Below are 16,228 nucleotides of genomic sequence, written 5' to 3'. Positions count from 1 at the left end.
ACTAGGCGCCGCCATGACAGACCAAGCCATCACGATCATCGAGGCCCCGAAGCTCCCGCTTCTCGACAACGGCAAGGCCGTGGCCCGGCCCGTGAAGCGGTTCGAGCGGTTTCGGCGCCTGCGCCTCTGGCGGGTGCCGCTCGTCATGGCGATCCTGTTCACCGGGGCGGTGATCGGCCTCTACTTCCAGCCACCCCTCCTGCGCGTGTTCTTCGGCGTGACGGGGCTGGAGCCCGGGGGCGGCACCTCGCGCCCCATTGCCGTCGCAGCCCCGCCCCCAGCCGCTCCCGTTATGGCTGTCTCGCGCGACGTCGTCGCGCTTGGCCGGCTCCTGCCCCAGGGCGACGTCGTCACGCTGGCCCTGCCCTATGGGGCCGGGGATGCGCGGGTCGCTCACCTCCTTGTGGCGGAAGGCGATGCGGTAGACGCGGGTCAGATCGTGGCCGAGCTCGACAGCCTGCCGCAGCTCCATGCGCGGGTCGCCAGCGCCGAGGCGCAGCTGGCCGCCCGCGAGGCGGCGCTCGATCAGACCCGGGCCGCCGTGGCGGCGAGCCTGCGAGAGGCTCAGGCCGGCCGTGACCGGGCCGCAGCGGCCTTATCTTTGGCCACCTCCGAACTCTCTCGCGCCCAAGGCTTGGCCGAGCGCGGCGTCGCCGCCCAAGCGCAGCTCGAGAGGGCCGAGGCGGCGGCCGCGCAGGCCGGGCGCGATCTTGAGGCGGCCGAAGCCACGCTCAGCCGCTACCAAGGAGAAGCCGAGGGCGCCCAGCCCGACATCCTCCTCGCCCAGCGCGAGGTTGAGGCAGCGCGAGCCGAGCTCGACAGCGCCCGCCAGGAGCTCGCCAAAGGCGTGGTCGTCGCGCCCCAGGCGGGCACGATCCTGCGGCTCCACGTCCGTCCAGGCGAGAAGCCCGGCGCGGCGGGCGTGGTGGAGCTCGGCGATATCGCCCGCATGGAAGCGGAGCTGGAGGTCTACCAGACCGACGTGCAGCGGGTCGATGTGGGACAGCCGGTCGAGCTCACGACCGAGGCGCTCGATGCGCCCCTTCGGGGCGAGGTGTCCCGCATCGGTCTTGAAGTAGAACGCCAGTCCGTCCTGGCGGACGACCCCGCCGCCCATGCCGACGCCCGCGTCGTGCGCGTGACGGTGGCGCTCGACCCGGTGTCCTCCCAGAGGGCGCGCAGCCTTACGGGGCTTGAGGTCGTGGGCCGGATCGTGGCGGGAGAGCCATGACACGCCTTCTCCACCGGCTCCTCGGGCGGCTGCCCATCGGCTGGCTGCAACTCACGCACAACCGCACCCGGCTCGTGGCAGCCATGGCAGGCGTGGCCTTCGCCAACATCCTGGTCTTTGTGCAGCTGGGGATGCTGGGGGCCCTGCAGGGTACGATCGGCGCCACCTACTCCCTTGTGCAGGCCGACATCCTGATCTCCTCGTCGGACGCCAATACGCTCACCGACGGCTCCCCCCTGACGCGGCGCGTCATGTTCCAGGCCCTCGCCGAGCCCGGCGTGGCGGCCGCGGCGCCGCTCTATCTGGGGCAAACGGACTGGACGCGCCCCGACGGCTCGACGGCGACCCTGACGGTCTATGGCCTGCCACCGGAAGCGGAGAGCTTTGCCGGTCCTGCGGTGGGCTCCGGCTTCCGACAACTTGCCGTGGCGGACCGGGTGCTCCTAGACCTCCGCACACGGGGAGTGGACCCGGAGAGCCTTGCCGACGTCTCACCCGACCACCCGCTGCGCTTCGAGGCCAACGGCGTGGCTCTGACGGCGGTGGACACCGTCGAGTTGGGTGGTGGCTTCAGCGCCGATGGGGCGATGGTCACCTCGGACCAGACGTTCCTACGCCTCTTCGGCCAGCGGCTCGCGGGGACACCGACCCACATCCTGGTCCGGGTGGCTGAGGGACAGGACCCTACCCTTGTCGCTGCTGGGCTGCGCGAGGCGCTGGACGACGCGCCCGTGCTGGTTCGGACCCTGGAGGAGGCCGCCTCCGCCGATCTCGCCTACCAGACCACGCAGCGCCCCGTGGGCGTGATCTTCGGCATGGGCGTGCTCATCGGCATGCTTGTGGGCCTCGTGATCGTCTATCAGGTGCTCGCGACCGATGTGGCCGACCATCTTCGCGAGTACGCCACCTTCAAGGCCATGGGCTACCCTCATCGGTTCTTTCTGAGCCTTGTGTTCGAGGAGGCGCTGATCCTGGCCGTGCTGGGCTTCCTTCCCGGCGTGATGCTCTCGCTCGGCATCTACGCCGCCATGGCCGCGAAGACCGGGCTGCCGGTCGACATGACCGCGCTCAGGGCCGCTGCGGTGTTCGCGGGCACCATCCTGGCCTGCGCGCTTTCGGGCGCAATTGCCACGCAGCGGCTGCGCGGCGCCGATCCGGCGGAGTTGTTCTGATGCTCGCGCCCATCGAGGTCCGCCATCTCGACCACTGGTTTGGCGCAGGCGAGGCCCGCAAGCAGGCCATCTTCGACGTGAGCCTTTCCATCGAGCCCGGCAGCCTCACCATCCTGATGGGTCCTTCCGGGTCGGGCAAGACTACCCTTCTCACCCTGATGGGCTGTCTTCGCGAGGTGCAGGGCGGGTCGGTGCAGCTTCTGGGCGAGGAGCTCCGCGGCGCCTCGGCCGCCTGCCAAGTCGCGCTCCGCCGCCGGCTCGGCTTCATCTTCCAGGCCCACAACCTGCATGAGAGCCTCACAGCCCGGCAGAACGTGCTCATGGGCCTGGAGGTCCACGGCCGGGGCGACCGGGGCCGACAGGACGCGGCCGCGGAGCACATCCTGCAGCTTCTGGGGCTCGGGCACCGGGTGGACTACCTGCCCGAGAACCTCTCGGGCGGGCAGAAGCAGCGTGTGGCCATCGCCCGCGCGCTGGTCTCCAACCCCGAGGTGGTGTTCGCCGACGAGCCCACCGCCGCGCTCGACCGCGAGGCCGGGCTGCAGGTCGTGCGCATGCTGAAGGCCTTGGGACGCGAGCGAGGCACCACGACGGTGATGGTGACGCACGACAACCGCATCCTGGAGCTCGCCGATCGTATCATCACGCTGGAGGATGGGCGCGTGGTCACTGACAGCGCCGAGGCGCACCAACCGGCGGAACTCCTCCCTCGGTCTGCTTCCGGCTGAGCGATCGCTCGCGCCTGCATCCTGCCCGTCAGCAACAGGTTCAGTGGCGTGGTGGATATTCGCTAACGCGCGCGTGTTCTTGGATCTTTCGGGCTTGGCGCATAGAGCCTGCGCAGTGGTCTGCCGCACTTGGGGATCACTTCACGAGAGAGATCATTCGATGCGTAGCACTACCTTTTCCCTCCTTGCGGCCCTGTCGATGGCACTTGCCCCCTTGCTCCTGCCCGACAGAGCTGCGGCCGACCCGCTCGTCTCCGGAGGAGAGCATTGCGTCATCAACATTGCCACCGATGATACGCTCAACCTGCGGGAAGGACCGGGCACCGGATCGCGGGTCCTGACCCGCCTGCCCTATGCCGCCTGCGGTGTCACCTTGATGGACGACTGTCAGGTCGACTGGTGCCCCGTCGAGAATGGGCACTACCGGGGCTGGGCGCATCGGCGCTACCTCGCCGCCGTCTCGCCGGCCATGTACTGCGTCACAGGCGTGGCGGAGTGGGACGTCCTCAACCTGCGAGCCTGGCCGGCCGCAACCTCCCGGATCCTGACGGAACTCGCGCCCAACGAATGTGACATCGCTTTTCTGCCCTATGCTGTCGGCAGTTGGCAAAAGGTGCGCGCCGGCGGCTGGGAGGGCTGGGTCAACCGCCGCTATCTCAGCGGGCAGTGACAATTGGACCGGGCCGGGCCACGACGGCCCGGCTCAACGCGTCCCCGGGGACAGCTGTCGGAACCTGACCACGCGCCCGCAGTCCACAAATCCTTATGCTTTCCAGGACGCGTCCACGGATGAGCTTAGCGGCCCCCTGCCTGTCTCAGATGCTGATCCGAGCAAGGCGCTGCTCCAGTGCGTCGTTCATCCGTTCGTAAGCCGCCGTCTGCTTGGCCATCCGTTCGCGTGTCCAGGTCAATGGCACCAGGCCTGACAGTACCTCGCCATGGTGAAGCTCGGTTCCGTCCTGCGATGGCGCAAGTTCAAAGAAGTGGACACCTGTGAACAGCACCGGGATGTGCCCGCGCCAGGCCAGCCACCGGGGTGGGTCAAAGGCCACCACGGTCACGGTCTGCTTGATGGTCGCTCCTGGCCTGCCCGGGTTCATGAACGTCATCGGCACCCTGGCGCCCAACCCGGCCTTACCAATCGCGGACACGTTCAGCGGGTTCCAGTCAGAGTAGTGCTCGAAATCAGCCAAAACGGACCAAACGCGCTCTGGCGAATAAAGCAGAATCCGCTGTGTAACGAGCTTCATGTCTGCTGAGGGTGTTGTCTCTTGATCTGGCTGCCAGTGGTAATGATGTTTGCGCCATTCGGCAACGATGAGCCCTAGGGCGGCCCGGATCCGCCTTGACGAACACCTGCCGATCCGGCATGGAGCGTGCGGCTGCTGACGCCCGCCGCTCGCCGGTTCATCCGATGGTGAAGTCAGTTTCGACGGACCTGATCGTACCTCCTCCGAGGCGGTTCATGGCAACGCGGGCCCCATGAGATGATCCGCCTCACGAATGTGAGGACGACCATGACGTCGCATGTGAAGGCGCTGAGCCGCGAGTTTCTGAAGACTGAAGCAAGAACCTGGCGCGGGCAACGCCAAGCCATGGGCGCGTCAGTCACGCACGGGGCCGCGCTCGAGGTCGTGGCGCGACGGCACGGCTTCCGTGATTGGAACACAGCTTGCGCCCACCTGCCTGAGCGGGACCCCACTCCCCTTGCCCCGAGTAACCGGGTCACCGGCACCTATCTAGGCCATCCCTTCGAGGGTGTCCTCTTGGCTGCAACGCCCTTGGGCTCCGGGCAGACCAGCGTCACCGTGCAGTTCGATGCGCCGATCAACGTGACGGCGGGAAGCCCGTATGCCCATATGCGGCGGCGCGTGACCGCGACGCTCGACGAGGATGGAACATCCCCAGCGCGGACCGGCAACGGCGAGCCCCACATGCGCCTGCAGCGCGCCTGAGCGGCCCGCCTCACCCTTGAGGCCCGACTGCGGCTCCGCTGCCCGTTCCATCCCGTACTTGGCTGACAGGACTCCCTCGTCGGCATCCCCCTTTAGCAAGGCAACCTTCCATGACCCGCTTGTCCGAGAATGTGTACCTTCAGGGGTCCGTCCCCGCGACCTTCGCCCGCACGGCCCTCCCCATCATCCTGCTCACCAGTGTCAATGGCCTGCTGACCGTGGCCGATGCCGTCCTCCTGGGCCTGTTCGTCGGCCCCGAGGCGCTGGCGGCGGTCACCCTGGTGTTTCCGCTCTCGATGCTCCTGGTCGCGCTCGCTACCATGGTGGCCAGTGGCATGGCCACACTTCTGGGGCAGCAACTCGGCGCAGGCCGGCTTGACGAGGCGCGCCGCTACTTCGCCGGCGCCCACGGGCTTGCCCTCGTCGTCTGCGCGGCCGCCTTCACCCTTTTCGCAGTCATGGGCCTGCCCCTCGTCCTTGCGCTGGCCAATGGGTCAGTCGAACTGGCCAACCTGGGCCATACCTTCCTCGGCATCGCAGTCCTGACTTCGCCGTTCCTGTTCCTGCTCTCGCTCCAGTCCGATGGGCTGCGGAGCGAGGGGCGGATCGGATTCATGGCTCTGGCGGGCCTTCTCGTGTCGATGGCCAATCTCGGGCTTAACTACGTCCTCATCGCCTGGTTCGACCTCGGGGTCGCTGGCTCGGCTTGGGGCACTGCCTTGGCGCAGGCACTGGCTCTGACGGTCGTCATCGCCTACCGCGCCCGCGGTCAGACACCTCTCGGCTTCCGCCTGGGATTCGCGACTGATTGGCACTTCGGCTGGCGCGAGATCCTGGCCTTGGGCGCCCCGCGCAGCCTCAGCTTCATCGGCATCGCCTTGGGCTCCGGGGCTATCATCGCAGCACTGCGCCTCCATGGCGGGTCAGACCAGCATACAACCGTGGCCGCTTACGGCGTGATCACCCGCCTGATGACCTTCGCCTACCTCCCGCTCCTTGGAATGGCGCTCGCGCTTCAGGCTATGGTCAGCAACAGCCATGGCGCGGGTCTGACGGCGCGCTCGGGCGCCACGCTGCGGCTCGTGCTGGTCGTCGCCCTCGCCTACTCGGCCCTGGTCGAGGCCGATCTGATCCTGCTGCGGCATACGATCGGGCTGGCCTTTGTGGAAGACCCGGCTGTGGCATCTGAGGTGGCGCGTATCCTGCCGGCCTATGCCGCACTCTACGTGGTCTTCGGGCCCTGCCTGATGGTCGCGAACTACTTCCAGAGCATCGGCGATGCGCGCCGTTCGGCGCTCCTGTCGTTGGCGCGAACCTATGTCTTCGCCATCCCGCTCAGCTTTGCTCTGCCCCTGGTCCTGGGTGAGCCCGGTATCTGGCTGGCCCAGCCCGCAGCCGATGCGCTCCTGTTAGTTACAACCGGGCTGGTTCTACTTCGCGGCTCCACACGTCGGTTTGCAAAGCGGCTGACGCCGAGCTGACGGCCGGGGTAGGAGAGCTGGAGCCTCCGGTCAGGGCGGGACACTCGCCCGGCGCTGGCCGGGTGTCGGACCGGCAAAGTCGTGAAAGGCGACGTTGACGCCAAGCGACCTGCTCAGGCTCCAGCCTGCAAACCACCCCCCAGCGATGACGATCTGAGCGGGCCCGACCGACCACTTGTTGGTCAGCCCCACGTCTGCGAGATGCGCGATCCTCCCGCAGACGTCGAGGTGGGTAGACCCATATCCCGCAGCAGATGCTCTGGCAGGCTCTCGAGTCGACGTGCCTGGCGGTAACGGACATCCGCCTCAACGAGGCGGATCACAAGGCGCCGTATCAGCGACGCAGAGGACAGGGGGACAGTGGTCAGCGTTGTCGAGTGGGCGGAGCGCATGGCGGCCTCTCCTTGTTGGGACCTGCTGCAACAATGCCCTGAGGAACGGATCGCGGCTTGAAGCGCCTCTTGCGAAAGTCTTGCGATCCTCTTGCCTTTCGCCTCAGTCCGGGCTGACCGTGCTGTCGCTGCTTGTGATAAGCTGCCCCTCGCCGAGCCCTGGATCGTCTCCGTGAACTACCGCTTCGCCACCTGCAGCCTGGATACCGACCGCCACATCTTCGTGCGGGACGGGAAGGTCTTGCGTCTTGAGCCGCAGGTATTCGATCTCCTCCACCTTTTGGTCCGATCGGCAGGCGACCTGGTGACCCACGATGCTCTGCTGGCCGATGTCTGGCGCGGGCTGATCGTGTCCGACGCGACCATCAGCGCCCGCATCAACGCCGCACGGAGGGCCGTGGGCGACAGCGGCAAGGCGCAGAAGATCATCGAAACGGTGGCGCGGCGGGGCTTTCGCCTGATTGCCCCCGTCGAGGTGGAACGAGTCGATCCTGCGCCCAAGCCCAAGCGGGCCAGTGCGCCCTCTTGGTCCGATGGCATGCCAGCTTTGGCTGTCCTGCCCTTCCACTATCTCGCAGACAGCCCGGACGACGTTCTGGCCGATGGCATCGTCGATGAGATCACCTCGGCCTTGAGCCGCGTTCATGAGTTCCGAGTCATTGCCCGCCAGTCTGCCTTCGTGTTCCGGGATAAGCTGTCCGACGCTCGCACGACGGCCCAGATCCTCGGGGCGGATTATCTCGTCGAGGGCACCATCCGGCGGGCCGGCGAGCGACTGCGCATCGGCGTGAGCCTTCTGGACGCGGGCGGCCACACGCTCTGGTCGGGCCGCTTCGATGATCATTTTGATGACCTCTTCGACCTGCAGGACCGCATCGCCATGCAAGTGGCAGGCCAATTGCCCGGCCGGGTCAGGGCGGCCGAGATCGCTTGCGTGGATGGAAGTTGCGAGATCACCAATGAGGCGCGGGCGTGGGTCCTCCGCGCCCTGCCCCACTTCTGGGCTCATCGGCGCGAGGAGAACGCACAGGCCATTGCGCTGCTTTCGCGCGCGACCGAGGCCGATGCCAACCATGTCCGCGCGCTGGCCTACAAGGCCTGGGCCGTCGCGCAGCAGCCGAGCTACATGTGGTCCAGCGATCCATTGGCTGATCGCGCCGAGGCCTTCCGCCTCGCCGGCCGAGCCGCCGAGCGGGTCGACGATGATGCGCCCGCTCTCGTGGCGATCAGCGCAGCCTACTCTCTGGCGACCGCGGACGAAGCTCAGGCTCTGACCTTCGTGCGGCGTGCGCTCGAACTCGATCCCAACAACGCCTGGGGGCGCATGCGCCTGGGTTGGGCCTTGTTCTATGACGGGCAACCGGCCGAGGCGCTTGTCGAGTTCGAGCGCGCCCGCCGGCTCTCCCCGCTCGATCCGTTCCTGTTCAACATGCGCATCGGTGCTGCCTCGGCCCAAGCCGATCTGGGCCACCTCGATTTGGCAATCCGGCTGATTCACGAGGCGCTGATGAACACGCCGGGGATCACCTGGGCGTACCGCCCCTTAGCGAGCCTTTATGGTCGCATCGGTGATGTCGCGAACGCCACGGCAGCAGCGCGCAAGCTGCTCGAGGCCCATCCGGGGCTGACGATGGAGCGGCTCGCGGCCAGCGTGCCGCCCGCCGTGGCCGAGCGGAATCCGGCTTACTTGGAAGGGCTACGCGCGGCCGGGATCACGTGACGCATGATGACCGTCTTTGGAGGCACTGCGTGAAGCTTCAACTCGAACTCTTCGTGGAGGACGTCGAGCGCTCGCTCGCCTTCTACACGGGCGTGCTGGGCTTCGAGGTCCTCAAGCGCAAGGAGGACGGCTACATCGCCCTGGCGCAGGGGGAAGCTGTGATCGCGCTGAACCGGCGAAGCACCCTGGACCCCACGCACCCCATCCACAGCCGACCAGGGGAGCCACTCGGGCGTGGGGTGGAGATCGCCCTGATGGTCGAGGATGTCCGAGCGACGTATGACAGGGTCGCAGCGAGGGACTGGCCGCGATCGACGGAGTTGACCCTTCAACCCTGGGGAGCCTGGGACTTCCGGATCCTTGATCCGGACGGGTACTATCTCAGGATCAGCAGCCAGGACGAGTAAGCGCCCAAGCATGAGGACCGGGGTCTGGACCTGACCGCCAGTCCGAGCATGATCTGCGCCTATCCGACATTTGGCGCAGCATTGATTCTCTGCACGTCGATCAAGCTGATCCAAGCGCGCTTGTGGGACGGTGCCACACGGACAGGCTGCCGATCGGCTCGAAGCCAATCGACTGGAAGTCGGCCAAAGCGGCATCGCGTTCATAGCCCACGAGGCTGGATTGGCCGAGCCGATCAGTGATGAAGCGCACCATTGCAGCCCAGCAGGCCCTCGGCTCCTCCAGTGCGAAGCAGTTGGAGATTCCCAGGACATCGTCGGTTCGGTTGACAAGGCAGCCGCAGACCAGGCGGTCGCCGTCGTATCCTGCGATAAAGGCAAGATCCGGGTCGTTCAGCAACTGCGGACCGAAGAGCAGCTGACCCAGTTGGAGGTCGGGGTCCCAGGCGGCCCGCCAACGGGCCAAGCCCTCCTCCTCCGCCACAATCTCGAATCGAAGATCATGGGACACTGGCTGCAGGCTGGCCGCGTTCAGGTGGATCCAGTTGGCGCGAAGCAGCCTTCGGAAGCCAAGCGGTGCCAGATCCAGGACGTCGTGGCTGTCCTTGATCGACCAGTCGGCCCAGCCGTTCCTCGTGGCGGTCTCGGCAATGCGCAGGAGCCGGTGATCGGGCCGCCACTGCTCTGAGCGGGTGACTGCGTTCGAGTAGTAGGGAGGAGCCTTCTCATCCGTGTGGGCCAGGTCAGCCTCGACGCGCCAGCCGATCCCAAGGTGGCCGAGGATGGTCCGGTAAAGGCCCACGTTGTTGTCGATGGCTTTCTGCAGCAGGTTGCTCATGTCGGATCCTTGGAACTCGGCAGCTCTTCGTTTACTCGTCCCGGTAGCCTGCAGGCCATGCCCTACAACATCGGTCTGGTCCGCTGGGGTGGCGTCACCATCCCTGCGCGGCCGTGTTTACGCTCAGCCTGGGTGGGCGTCCGCCCAGCGAGCGCTCTGCGTCCGCCCGGCATAGCCGTAGGCGTCCCCGTCCACCGCCTGCACCAGAACGTAGCTCTCCTCACGGACCGGACCGAGCAGGTCTTGCATGCCATCGAAGGCGGCCCGGATAAAGGCGGCCGTCTCGGCCTTCACGTTCGTTCCGGCGGTGATCGTGATGGTGAGCCAGAAGACAGAGAACCCGAGCTGAGTTGGGTTCTGACCTGCGACGAACCACGATCCCGGCGCGGCCGGCTCGACGAGCACGGCCGTGACCTCCGGGCGCTTTCCGAGGTGGTTGGCCGCCAAACGGGTGGCCAGGGCCGCGATCTGCTCGGAAAGGTCGGGCCGAGGTTCAGGGGTGACGTACCGGACTGTAATCATGGGCATCGAGGGGTCCCTTGGGTCGGGTGAGCGGTCGTGTAGCGGGCCGCCGATCCCGGCGGCCCATTGGGTAGGTCAGTCAGAACAAGGGATCACGCGGCCTGCTCGACTTGCAATGCGAGCTGGCCCAAGTACCCGCCCTGCCGCACAACAAAGGCGCGCAGGCGCTCGGGGTAGTCGGGCGCGACCGCCCCCTGCACGCTGGGCCGGGCTGCCAGCGCCTGGCGCCAAGCTTTCGTCTTCGGCCGTCCGTCGAAGAGCCTGAGGTCGACGAAGCTGTCGAACACGTCAAAGTAGCGGAACACCGGACCAAAGGCCGCGTCTACCAACGAGAAGCGCTCGCCTCCAAACCAGGGTCCTTCACTTAGAACCGCCTCAATCTGATCGAAGCGGGTGGCCAGGTCGGTCCGGCGCGCGTCGAAGCCCGCCTCGTCCGCTGCCGTGTAGAGCCGCCAGATGTCGTTGAGCACCGTCGAGGCGAACTCGATCCAGGCGCGGTGGCGCGCCCGCTCCAGCGGATCGGCCGGATGCAGGCGCGGCTCCAGGGTCTCGTCGAGGTAGTCGCAGATGACGGCGGACTCGAAGAGCACAGCGTCGTCCACTCGCAGGAGGGGCACCTTGCCCAGGGGCGAGAGGGCTGAGAACCAGGCTGGCTTGTTGTCGAGGTCGACCACGGTGCGGGTGAAGGGCACCCCCTTCTCAGTCAGCGCAATGACGGCGCGCTGGACGTAAGGGCAAAGGGCGTGGCTCACGAGTTCCAGGCGGGGCATGGGAGGTCTCCAGAGGGTACGGTGAACGGGAGGGAGCGCGGGCGGCCGCACCCCCGACTTTGCTGAGGTGCCGATTTCAGGCCGCCTGCGCCCTGAGTGACCCCTCGGCGGTCAGTGCGGCGCGCACGGCTGGACGAGCGGCGATGCGACCGAGGTAGGCGCGGATCGCCGGATAGGCCGAGAGGTCGAAGCGGAGGATCCCGGCCCAGTTCAGGATGGTGAACAGGTAGGCATCCACCACGCTGAAGCGGTCGAGCACGGTGTCGCGCCCAGTCAGACGCTCCTCGACGAGCACCAAACGGGCATGAAGCTTCTGGACCACCTGCTCGCGCGTGGCGGGCTCGGTCTCCTTGTGCCAGAGCCAGGGCGAGAAGCCCTTGTGCAGCTCGGTCGCGATGAAGTTCAGCCACTCGCGGGCGCGTTGGAGCTCCAGAGTCCCTGCAGGCGGCAGGAGGTGGCGGTCAGGTGCTTGCTCGGCCACCCATTGCAGGATCGCCGCGACCTCGGTGAGCACGTCGCCGGCTTCGGTCTCGAGCGCGGGAACGTAGTTCTTGGGGTTCACAGCAATGAGCGGAGAGCCGTCGGCCAGCCGATGGCGGCCGAGATCGACCTTGGCGAGATCAAAGGGCAGCCCCGCCTCACGCAGGGCGATGTGGACGGCCAAGGAGCAGGCGGCCGGAGAGTAGTAGAGCTTCATGGATGCAGTCCTTATGCTGGACAGGGTGTCGGGATCAGGGGATCGGCCGCGCGCTCAGCCGAGGCGTGGCTGGGGGCGAGCGAGGCCGAACAGGCGCCCGAGGGAGATAGATGGGCTGAGCGCCCAGGCGCCGTCGCCCAGAAGGGCCTGAGCCAGGCAGAGCACGAAGAGGTAGGCGGGGTACTCCCAACCGCCGCCCGCGGCGGTGAAGACCCAGCCATTAGCCCAATGGACGGTCACGAGGGCGCCCAGCAGGAAGGGGCTGAGCAACATCGCCACCCAGCGCGCCTGGATGCCCAGCACGAGGGCTAGGCCGCCCGCCGCCTCGGCGGCGAAGGTGACGTAGGCGAGCCAGCCGGGCAGGCCCACGCCCTCAAAGAAGGCGGCGGTGCCGGGGAGGGTGTAGGTGAAGAGCTTGAGGACGACGCTGTGGGCGAGGAACATCGTGCCGAGCGACACCCGCAAGAGGGTGACGCCAGCCCGGCCCGCCCACGCATCGAGCGCGAGGGGAGAGGTCATCGGAGGGGTCCTGTCGAGGTTGGCCCAAGGCCGTCGTGGCCTCGGATGACCGCAATCTGCCGGCCCATGGCGCGCAAATCCATCGCAAGTTCGGCAAAGGGCGCTTGCAGGATTGCAAGCGCAGGACCGTCTGGGCTGGACTAGCATGAGGTACCGTTCGGAAGGACCACAGCCATGGACGACTGGAACGACTTGCGCCTCGTGCTGGCCGTGGCCCGGGCCGGCTCCCTCACCGGTGCGGCCGAGGTCCTGCGCGTCAACCACTCGACCGCGTTCCGCCGGCTGGGGAGCCTAGAGCAGCGCTTGGGCGTTCGGCTCTTCGAGCGCCTGCCCGGCGGCACCTACCTCGCGACCGCCGCGGGCGAGCGGGCCGCCGCGGCGGCCGAGCGGATCGAGACCGAGGCCGCCGCGCTGGGGCGCGACATCGCGGGCCAGGATGTCCGACTCACTGGCCGACTGCGCGTGACCTCGTCCGAGACGCTGGCCTTCCGCCTTCTGACCCCAGCCATCCGTCGCTTCCGCGACGCCCATCCCGGCATCACCGTCGAGCTCGTCATCGACAACCGTGTCCTGAGTCTATCGCGCAGGGAGGCCGATATCGCGCTCCGGGTCATGCGACCCACCGAAGGCGAGCTCCACGGCCGCAAGCTCGCCGACATCGCATGGACGGTCTATGCGTCCCGGGAGTTGGGCGCCTCGGGCGAGGACGGCCTCGGGGCCTTGTCTCACCTGCCGGTCATCGGCTGGGAGGACGGCGTGCGAGGCATCAACGCCGCCGAATGGCTGGACCGCCATGTCTCGGACACTCAGATCGTCTACCGGACCAGCAGCGTGGTGAACCAGCTCGTCGCAGCCAAGGCGGGCCTCGGCGCGGCCGTGCTGCCGTGCTACCTGGGCGACCCGGAGGCGGACCTCGTGCGGCTTTTTGATCCTGTCCGAGAGCTTGCGCGCGAGCTCTGGATCGTCACCCACGCCGACCTGCGGCGCACGGCCCGGGTGCGGGCGTTCCTCGACATCGTGGGCGAGGCGCTGATAGCCGAGCGCGCCCTGCTCACCGGTATGGACAGGCCCGCGGAGCAGACGACTGGAGGATATAAGGCAGACGCGATGACGTCAGGCTGAGCCGACGACTTCACCACGCCGGCCCTCAAGCAGCTTCGGCCACATAGGCCGGGATCTCATCGAGCGCGTGGTAGACCGGGATACCCCTCTCTCGTGCGATCCGCACATCGTTGTCCGCGCCGGTCGAGGCGCCGGGCAGCCTCAGCACGGCATCGCAGTGCTGCAGGAGCCGGTGGGCGGTCGGGTGCATCACCCGGTCGTAGAGAGCGTCGCCCACCCGCCCTCCACCCGCACCGTGCAGCACGGGAAGCGCCACCCACTCGCCGATCATGGGCACATGTCCCTTCTGGAAGATGGGCCAGGCCGCCTCCTCCAACCGGCGCAGGTTCGCGGCCATCAAGTCAGGATCGTCGCCGGTGCCCGAGCGGTACGGGCCGGCGATCAGGATCATCATGGGTTTGAGCATTAGGGTCTCCGTGGTTGCTGATCTCCACTTGCCACATCCCACAGGTTCATGCAATGTCCTTCAGTATCGTGCAAGATCATGCAGTCTGGACCATGCTGACCCGTGAGCGCAAAGCCCTGCTCCTCGACCGCCTTGCTGTCGAAGGCCGCCTGGTCGCGGCAGCCCTGGCCATCGAGTTGCAGGTGTCGGAGGACACGATCCGGCGGGACCTACGCGAGCTTGCGGCCGAGGGGCGGCTAACCCGGGTTCACGGCGGCGCCCTGCCTGCGTCGCCCACGCACCGACCCCTGGCCGAGCGCTCAGCCATGCAGACGGAGGCGAAGGTCCGGCTTGGCCGGCGGGGCGCCGAACTGATCAGGCCTGGGCAGATCGTCATCCTCGACGGGGGCACGACCCACATGGCCCTGGTTCAGGCCCTGCCCCGCAACCTTCACGCCACCATTGTCACCCACAGCCCAACGATAGCCGCAGCGCTGGAGCCCTTCGAGCGCGTGGACGTCATCCTGATCGGCGGCACGCTCCTCCGGCTCTCTATGGTGGCGCTCGGGGCCGCCACGGCCGAGGCGTTCGGGCGCATCTCGGCGGACCTGCTGTTCTTGGGGGTGACCGGCGTGCATCCCGAGGCGGGCTTGACGACCGGCCACCCAGAGGAAGCTGAACTCAAATCACGTCTGATCCGCTCGGCGGCCGAGACGATCGTGCTGGCCACGCCGGACAAGATCGGGGCCACCTCGCCGTTCCAGATCGCACCTTTGGCAAGTGTCACGGCGCTCGTCACGTTGGGAGAACGGCCAAGCTGGTTGCCCTCTGGCCTTGCGCACTTGGGAGCAGGACCATGAGATCCGGGCATCGCTCCGTTGCTATCGGCGACGGCACGCTACCAATCTATCACCCCTAAACCGGTACTCCGCTCGTGCATTATCATGCAGACAGATCCCATGCTCCCGACCATCCACATCCGACAGTCCGGGCCTGACGACGTGCCCCGCCTGCTGGCCGTTTGGCGGCAGGCTGTCCTCGCGACACACGGCTTCCTGAGCCCTTCCGACTTCGCCGTCATCGAAGCCGAGGTCAGGGACAGCTACCTGCCCCATGCAGCGCTCTGGGTTGCGACGGACGACGAGGACCAGGTGCTCGGCTTTATGGGCCAGTCAGGCTCGCACGTTGAGGCCCTCTTCGTCGCCCCGGATCACCAAGGTCGAGGGGTGGGGCGAGCCCTGGTCAGGCATGCCGCTGCACGGCAGCCCCGCCTGACTGTCGACGTCAACGAGCAAAATGAACGTGCCACTGCGTTCTACGAACGACTGGGCTTCCGCCGCGAGAGCCGCTCGCCTGTCGACGGCGCGGGGCGGCCCTATCCGCTTCTTCACCTCTATCGAAACACCCAGACCTGAACCGATCTGCACAAGCGAAGCCGGACACGATCGACACGGGTCCGATCCCGGCAGACTCTGGTCAGGCCAGCGTCCCCTATGCCGCCCAACTCACTTAGGCTGCAGCGGCAAGCTAGGCCGGCAACCAGCCTTCGAAAACCTCATGAGCATCAAAGATCGTTTCCAGATCCAGAACGTCCGCACCCTCTCGGACGACTGGTACACTCTTAAGATGACCACATTCGCCTGGCGCCGTCTGGATGGTGCGTGCCAGACCATGAACTGCGAAATCTACGATCGGGGCGACGCTGCTGCCCTACAATCTCGAGGCAAACACAGTGCTCCTTGTCCGGCAGTTCCGCTACCGGCCTATGTCAACGGCTACGATGATCTGCTCATCGAAGCGCCGGCAGAGCTGCTTGACGAGCCTAAAGGCGGCATGCCTCATCCTGACATACCGCTGTTCACTCCTCCGTTGAGCGGGTGACGGCCTCGATCCGGTGACCATCGGGATCCACAAGGAACGCCGCGTAGTAGTCGGGGCTGTACTGCGGACGAAGGCCGGGCGGACCATCGTCGGTTCCGCCTGCGGCGATCCCGACGCGGTGGAACTCGCGTACGGCTGCGCGGGACGGCGCCACGAAGCAGAAATGCGAGCCCTGCAGTGGAACGGGTCGCGTCTCGGAGCGGATGAGAAGGAACTCGTCCGACCCGCCACGATGGTAGGCCACGATCCGCTCGTTCGAGGACAGCAGCACGACCCCGAGCGGCGCGAGCACGGCATCGTAGAAGCGCCGGGACCGGTCGAGGTCGATTACCGCGAGCGAGACATGGTCGAAGATCGGGTCGGGCATGAGAGGTCGTTGGTCAGGAGAGGAGAGGTGAGGTGAGGTGGCCA

The 16,228-nt window shown here is 67.1% G+C and carries 20 protein-coding genes; 12 read left to right on the top strand and 8 right to left on the bottom strand.

The window, feature by feature from the left end:
- Positions 1-13 precede the first annotated feature (13 nt).
- From J3P31_RS11480 to J3P31_RS11465, 4 genes are all read left to right on the top strand, one after another.
- Entirely contained in the window at positions 14-1,231 is a 1,218-nt protein-coding gene (locus tag J3P31_RS11480) for an HlyD family efflux transporter periplasmic adaptor subunit (RefSeq protein ID WP_210528571.1), read from the top strand.
- The gene (devC, locus tag J3P31_RS11475; protein ID WP_210528570.1) at positions 1,228-2,403 is read left to right on the top strand and encodes an ABC transporter permease DevC; all 1,176 of its coding nucleotides are present in this window, start codon (positions 1,228-1,230) and stop codon (positions 2,401-2,403) included. The genes J3P31_RS11480 and devC overlap by 4 nt, the downstream gene beginning before the upstream one ends.
- Positions 2,403-3,131: an ATP-binding cassette domain-containing protein gene (locus tag J3P31_RS11470; RefSeq protein WP_210528569.1), complete on the top strand. Its 729-nt coding sequence runs from the start codon at positions 2,403-2,405 to the stop codon at positions 3,129-3,131. The genes devC and J3P31_RS11470 overlap by 1 nt, the downstream gene beginning before the upstream one ends.
- Positions 3,132-3,291: 160 nt before the next feature.
- Entirely contained in the window at positions 3,292-3,801 is a 510-nt protein-coding gene (locus tag J3P31_RS11465) for an SH3 domain-containing protein (RefSeq protein WP_210528568.1), read from the top strand.
- Positions 3,802-3,946: 145 nt separating this feature from the next.
- Here the strand turns inward: J3P31_RS11465 and J3P31_RS11460 are convergent, their stop codons facing one another.
- Positions 3,947-4,381, bottom strand: a complete 435-nt coding sequence (locus J3P31_RS11460; RefSeq protein ID WP_210528567.1) for an SRPBCC domain-containing protein — start codon at positions 4,379-4,381, stop codon at positions 3,947-3,949.
- 237 nt (positions 4,382-4,618) lie between these two features.
- Between J3P31_RS11460 and J3P31_RS11455 the strand changes: the two genes are divergently transcribed.
- The 4 genes from J3P31_RS11455 to J3P31_RS11440 all read left to right on the top strand — a co-directional run bounded on the left by J3P31_RS11455 (position 4,619) and on the right by J3P31_RS11440 (position 9,086).
- A complete protein-coding gene (locus tag J3P31_RS11455; RefSeq protein ID WP_246849795.1) occupies positions 4,619-5,086 on the top strand; it encodes a glyoxalase superfamily protein in 468 nt (155 codons plus the stop codon).
- 110 nt (positions 5,087-5,196) lie between these two features.
- Positions 5,197-6,567: an MATE family efflux transporter gene (locus J3P31_RS11450; protein ID WP_210528566.1), complete on the top strand. Its 1,371-nt coding sequence runs from the start codon at positions 5,197-5,199 to the stop codon at positions 6,565-6,567.
- A gap of 564 nt (positions 6,568-7,131) precedes the next feature.
- Positions 7,132-8,679: a winged helix-turn-helix domain-containing protein gene (locus J3P31_RS11445; RefSeq protein WP_210528565.1), complete on the top strand. Its 1,548-nt coding sequence runs from the start codon at positions 7,132-7,134 to the stop codon at positions 8,677-8,679.
- Between the two features lie 29 nt (positions 8,680-8,708).
- The gene (locus J3P31_RS11440; RefSeq protein WP_210528564.1) at positions 8,709-9,086 is read left to right on the top strand and encodes a VOC family protein; all 378 of its coding nucleotides are present in this window, start codon (positions 8,709-8,711) and stop codon (positions 9,084-9,086) included.
- 100 nt (positions 9,087-9,186) lie between these two features.
- Here the strand turns inward: J3P31_RS11440 and J3P31_RS11435 are convergent, their stop codons facing one another.
- The 5 genes from J3P31_RS11435 to J3P31_RS11415 form a co-directional block, all read right to left on the bottom strand.
- Positions 9,187-9,921 carry a hypothetical protein gene (locus J3P31_RS11435; RefSeq protein WP_210528563.1) on the bottom strand — a complete coding sequence of 245 codons (735 nt, stop codon included), beginning with the start codon at positions 9,919-9,921 and terminating at the stop codon, positions 9,187-9,189.
- Positions 9,922-10,044: 123 nt separating this feature from the next.
- On the bottom strand, positions 10,045-10,449 hold the full coding sequence (locus tag J3P31_RS11430) for a tautomerase family protein (protein WP_210528562.1): 405 nt from the start codon (positions 10,447-10,449) through the stop codon (positions 10,045-10,047).
- 86 nt (positions 10,450-10,535) lie between these two features.
- On the bottom strand, positions 10,536-11,213 hold the full coding sequence (locus J3P31_RS11425) for a glutathione S-transferase family protein (RefSeq protein WP_210528561.1): 678 nt from the start codon (positions 11,211-11,213) through the stop codon (positions 10,536-10,538).
- 76 nt (positions 11,214-11,289) lie between these two features.
- Positions 11,290-11,910, bottom strand: a complete 621-nt coding sequence (gstA, locus tag J3P31_RS11420) for a glutathione transferase GstA (protein ID WP_210528560.1) — start codon at positions 11,908-11,910, stop codon at positions 11,290-11,292.
- Positions 11,911-11,964: 54 nt separating this feature from the next.
- The gene (locus tag J3P31_RS11415; protein ID WP_210528559.1) at positions 11,965-12,429 is read right to left on the bottom strand and encodes a DoxX family protein; all 465 of its coding nucleotides are present in this window, start codon (positions 12,427-12,429) and stop codon (positions 11,965-11,967) included.
- Positions 12,430-12,603: 174 nt separating this feature from the next.
- Between J3P31_RS11415 and J3P31_RS11410 the strand changes: the two genes are divergently transcribed.
- Positions 12,604-13,551: a LysR family transcriptional regulator gene (locus J3P31_RS11410; protein WP_210528558.1), complete on the top strand. Its 948-nt coding sequence runs from the start codon at positions 12,604-12,606 to the stop codon at positions 13,549-13,551.
- 25 nt (positions 13,552-13,576) lie between these two features.
- On the opposite strand, the gene J3P31_RS11405 is transcribed toward J3P31_RS11410, so the two are convergent.
- Positions 13,577-13,957 (bottom strand): DUF4406 domain-containing protein, encoded by a 381-nt coding sequence (locus J3P31_RS11405; RefSeq protein WP_210528557.1) that lies wholly within the window; start codon positions 13,955-13,957, stop codon positions 13,577-13,579.
- A gap of 53 nt (positions 13,958-14,010) precedes the next feature.
- Here J3P31_RS11405 and J3P31_RS11400 point away from each other — a divergent pair, with 53 nt between their 5' ends.
- From J3P31_RS11400 to J3P31_RS11390, 3 genes are all read left to right on the top strand, one after another.
- Positions 14,011-14,796 carry a DeoR/GlpR family DNA-binding transcription regulator gene (locus J3P31_RS11400; protein WP_210528556.1) on the top strand — a complete coding sequence of 262 codons (786 nt, stop codon included), beginning with the start codon at positions 14,011-14,013 and terminating at the stop codon, positions 14,794-14,796.
- Between the two features lie 99 nt (positions 14,797-14,895).
- Positions 14,896-15,351: an acetyltransferase gene (locus J3P31_RS11395; protein ID WP_210528555.1), complete on the top strand. Its 456-nt coding sequence runs from the start codon at positions 14,896-14,898 to the stop codon at positions 15,349-15,351.
- 142 nt (positions 15,352-15,493) lie between these two features.
- Positions 15,494-15,817 (top strand): NUDIX hydrolase, encoded by a 324-nt coding sequence (locus J3P31_RS11390; RefSeq protein WP_210528554.1) that lies wholly within the window; start codon positions 15,494-15,496, stop codon positions 15,815-15,817.
- On the opposite strand, the gene J3P31_RS11385 is transcribed toward J3P31_RS11390, so the two are convergent.
- Entirely contained in the window at positions 15,795-16,184 is a 390-nt protein-coding gene (locus tag J3P31_RS11385; protein WP_246849440.1) for a VOC family protein, read from the bottom strand. The genes J3P31_RS11390 and J3P31_RS11385 overlap by 23 nt on opposite strands.
- Positions 16,185-16,228: the final 44 nt, after the last annotated feature.

This window comes from Rubellimicrobium arenae (assembly GCF_017916275.1).
GTDB classification, from domain to species: Bacteria; Pseudomonadota; Alphaproteobacteria; order Rhodobacterales; family Rhodobacteraceae; genus Rubellimicrobium; species Rubellimicrobium arenae.
Note: the sequence above shows the minus strand (reverse complement) of the source record. Positions and strands in the feature narration are given on the sequence as shown.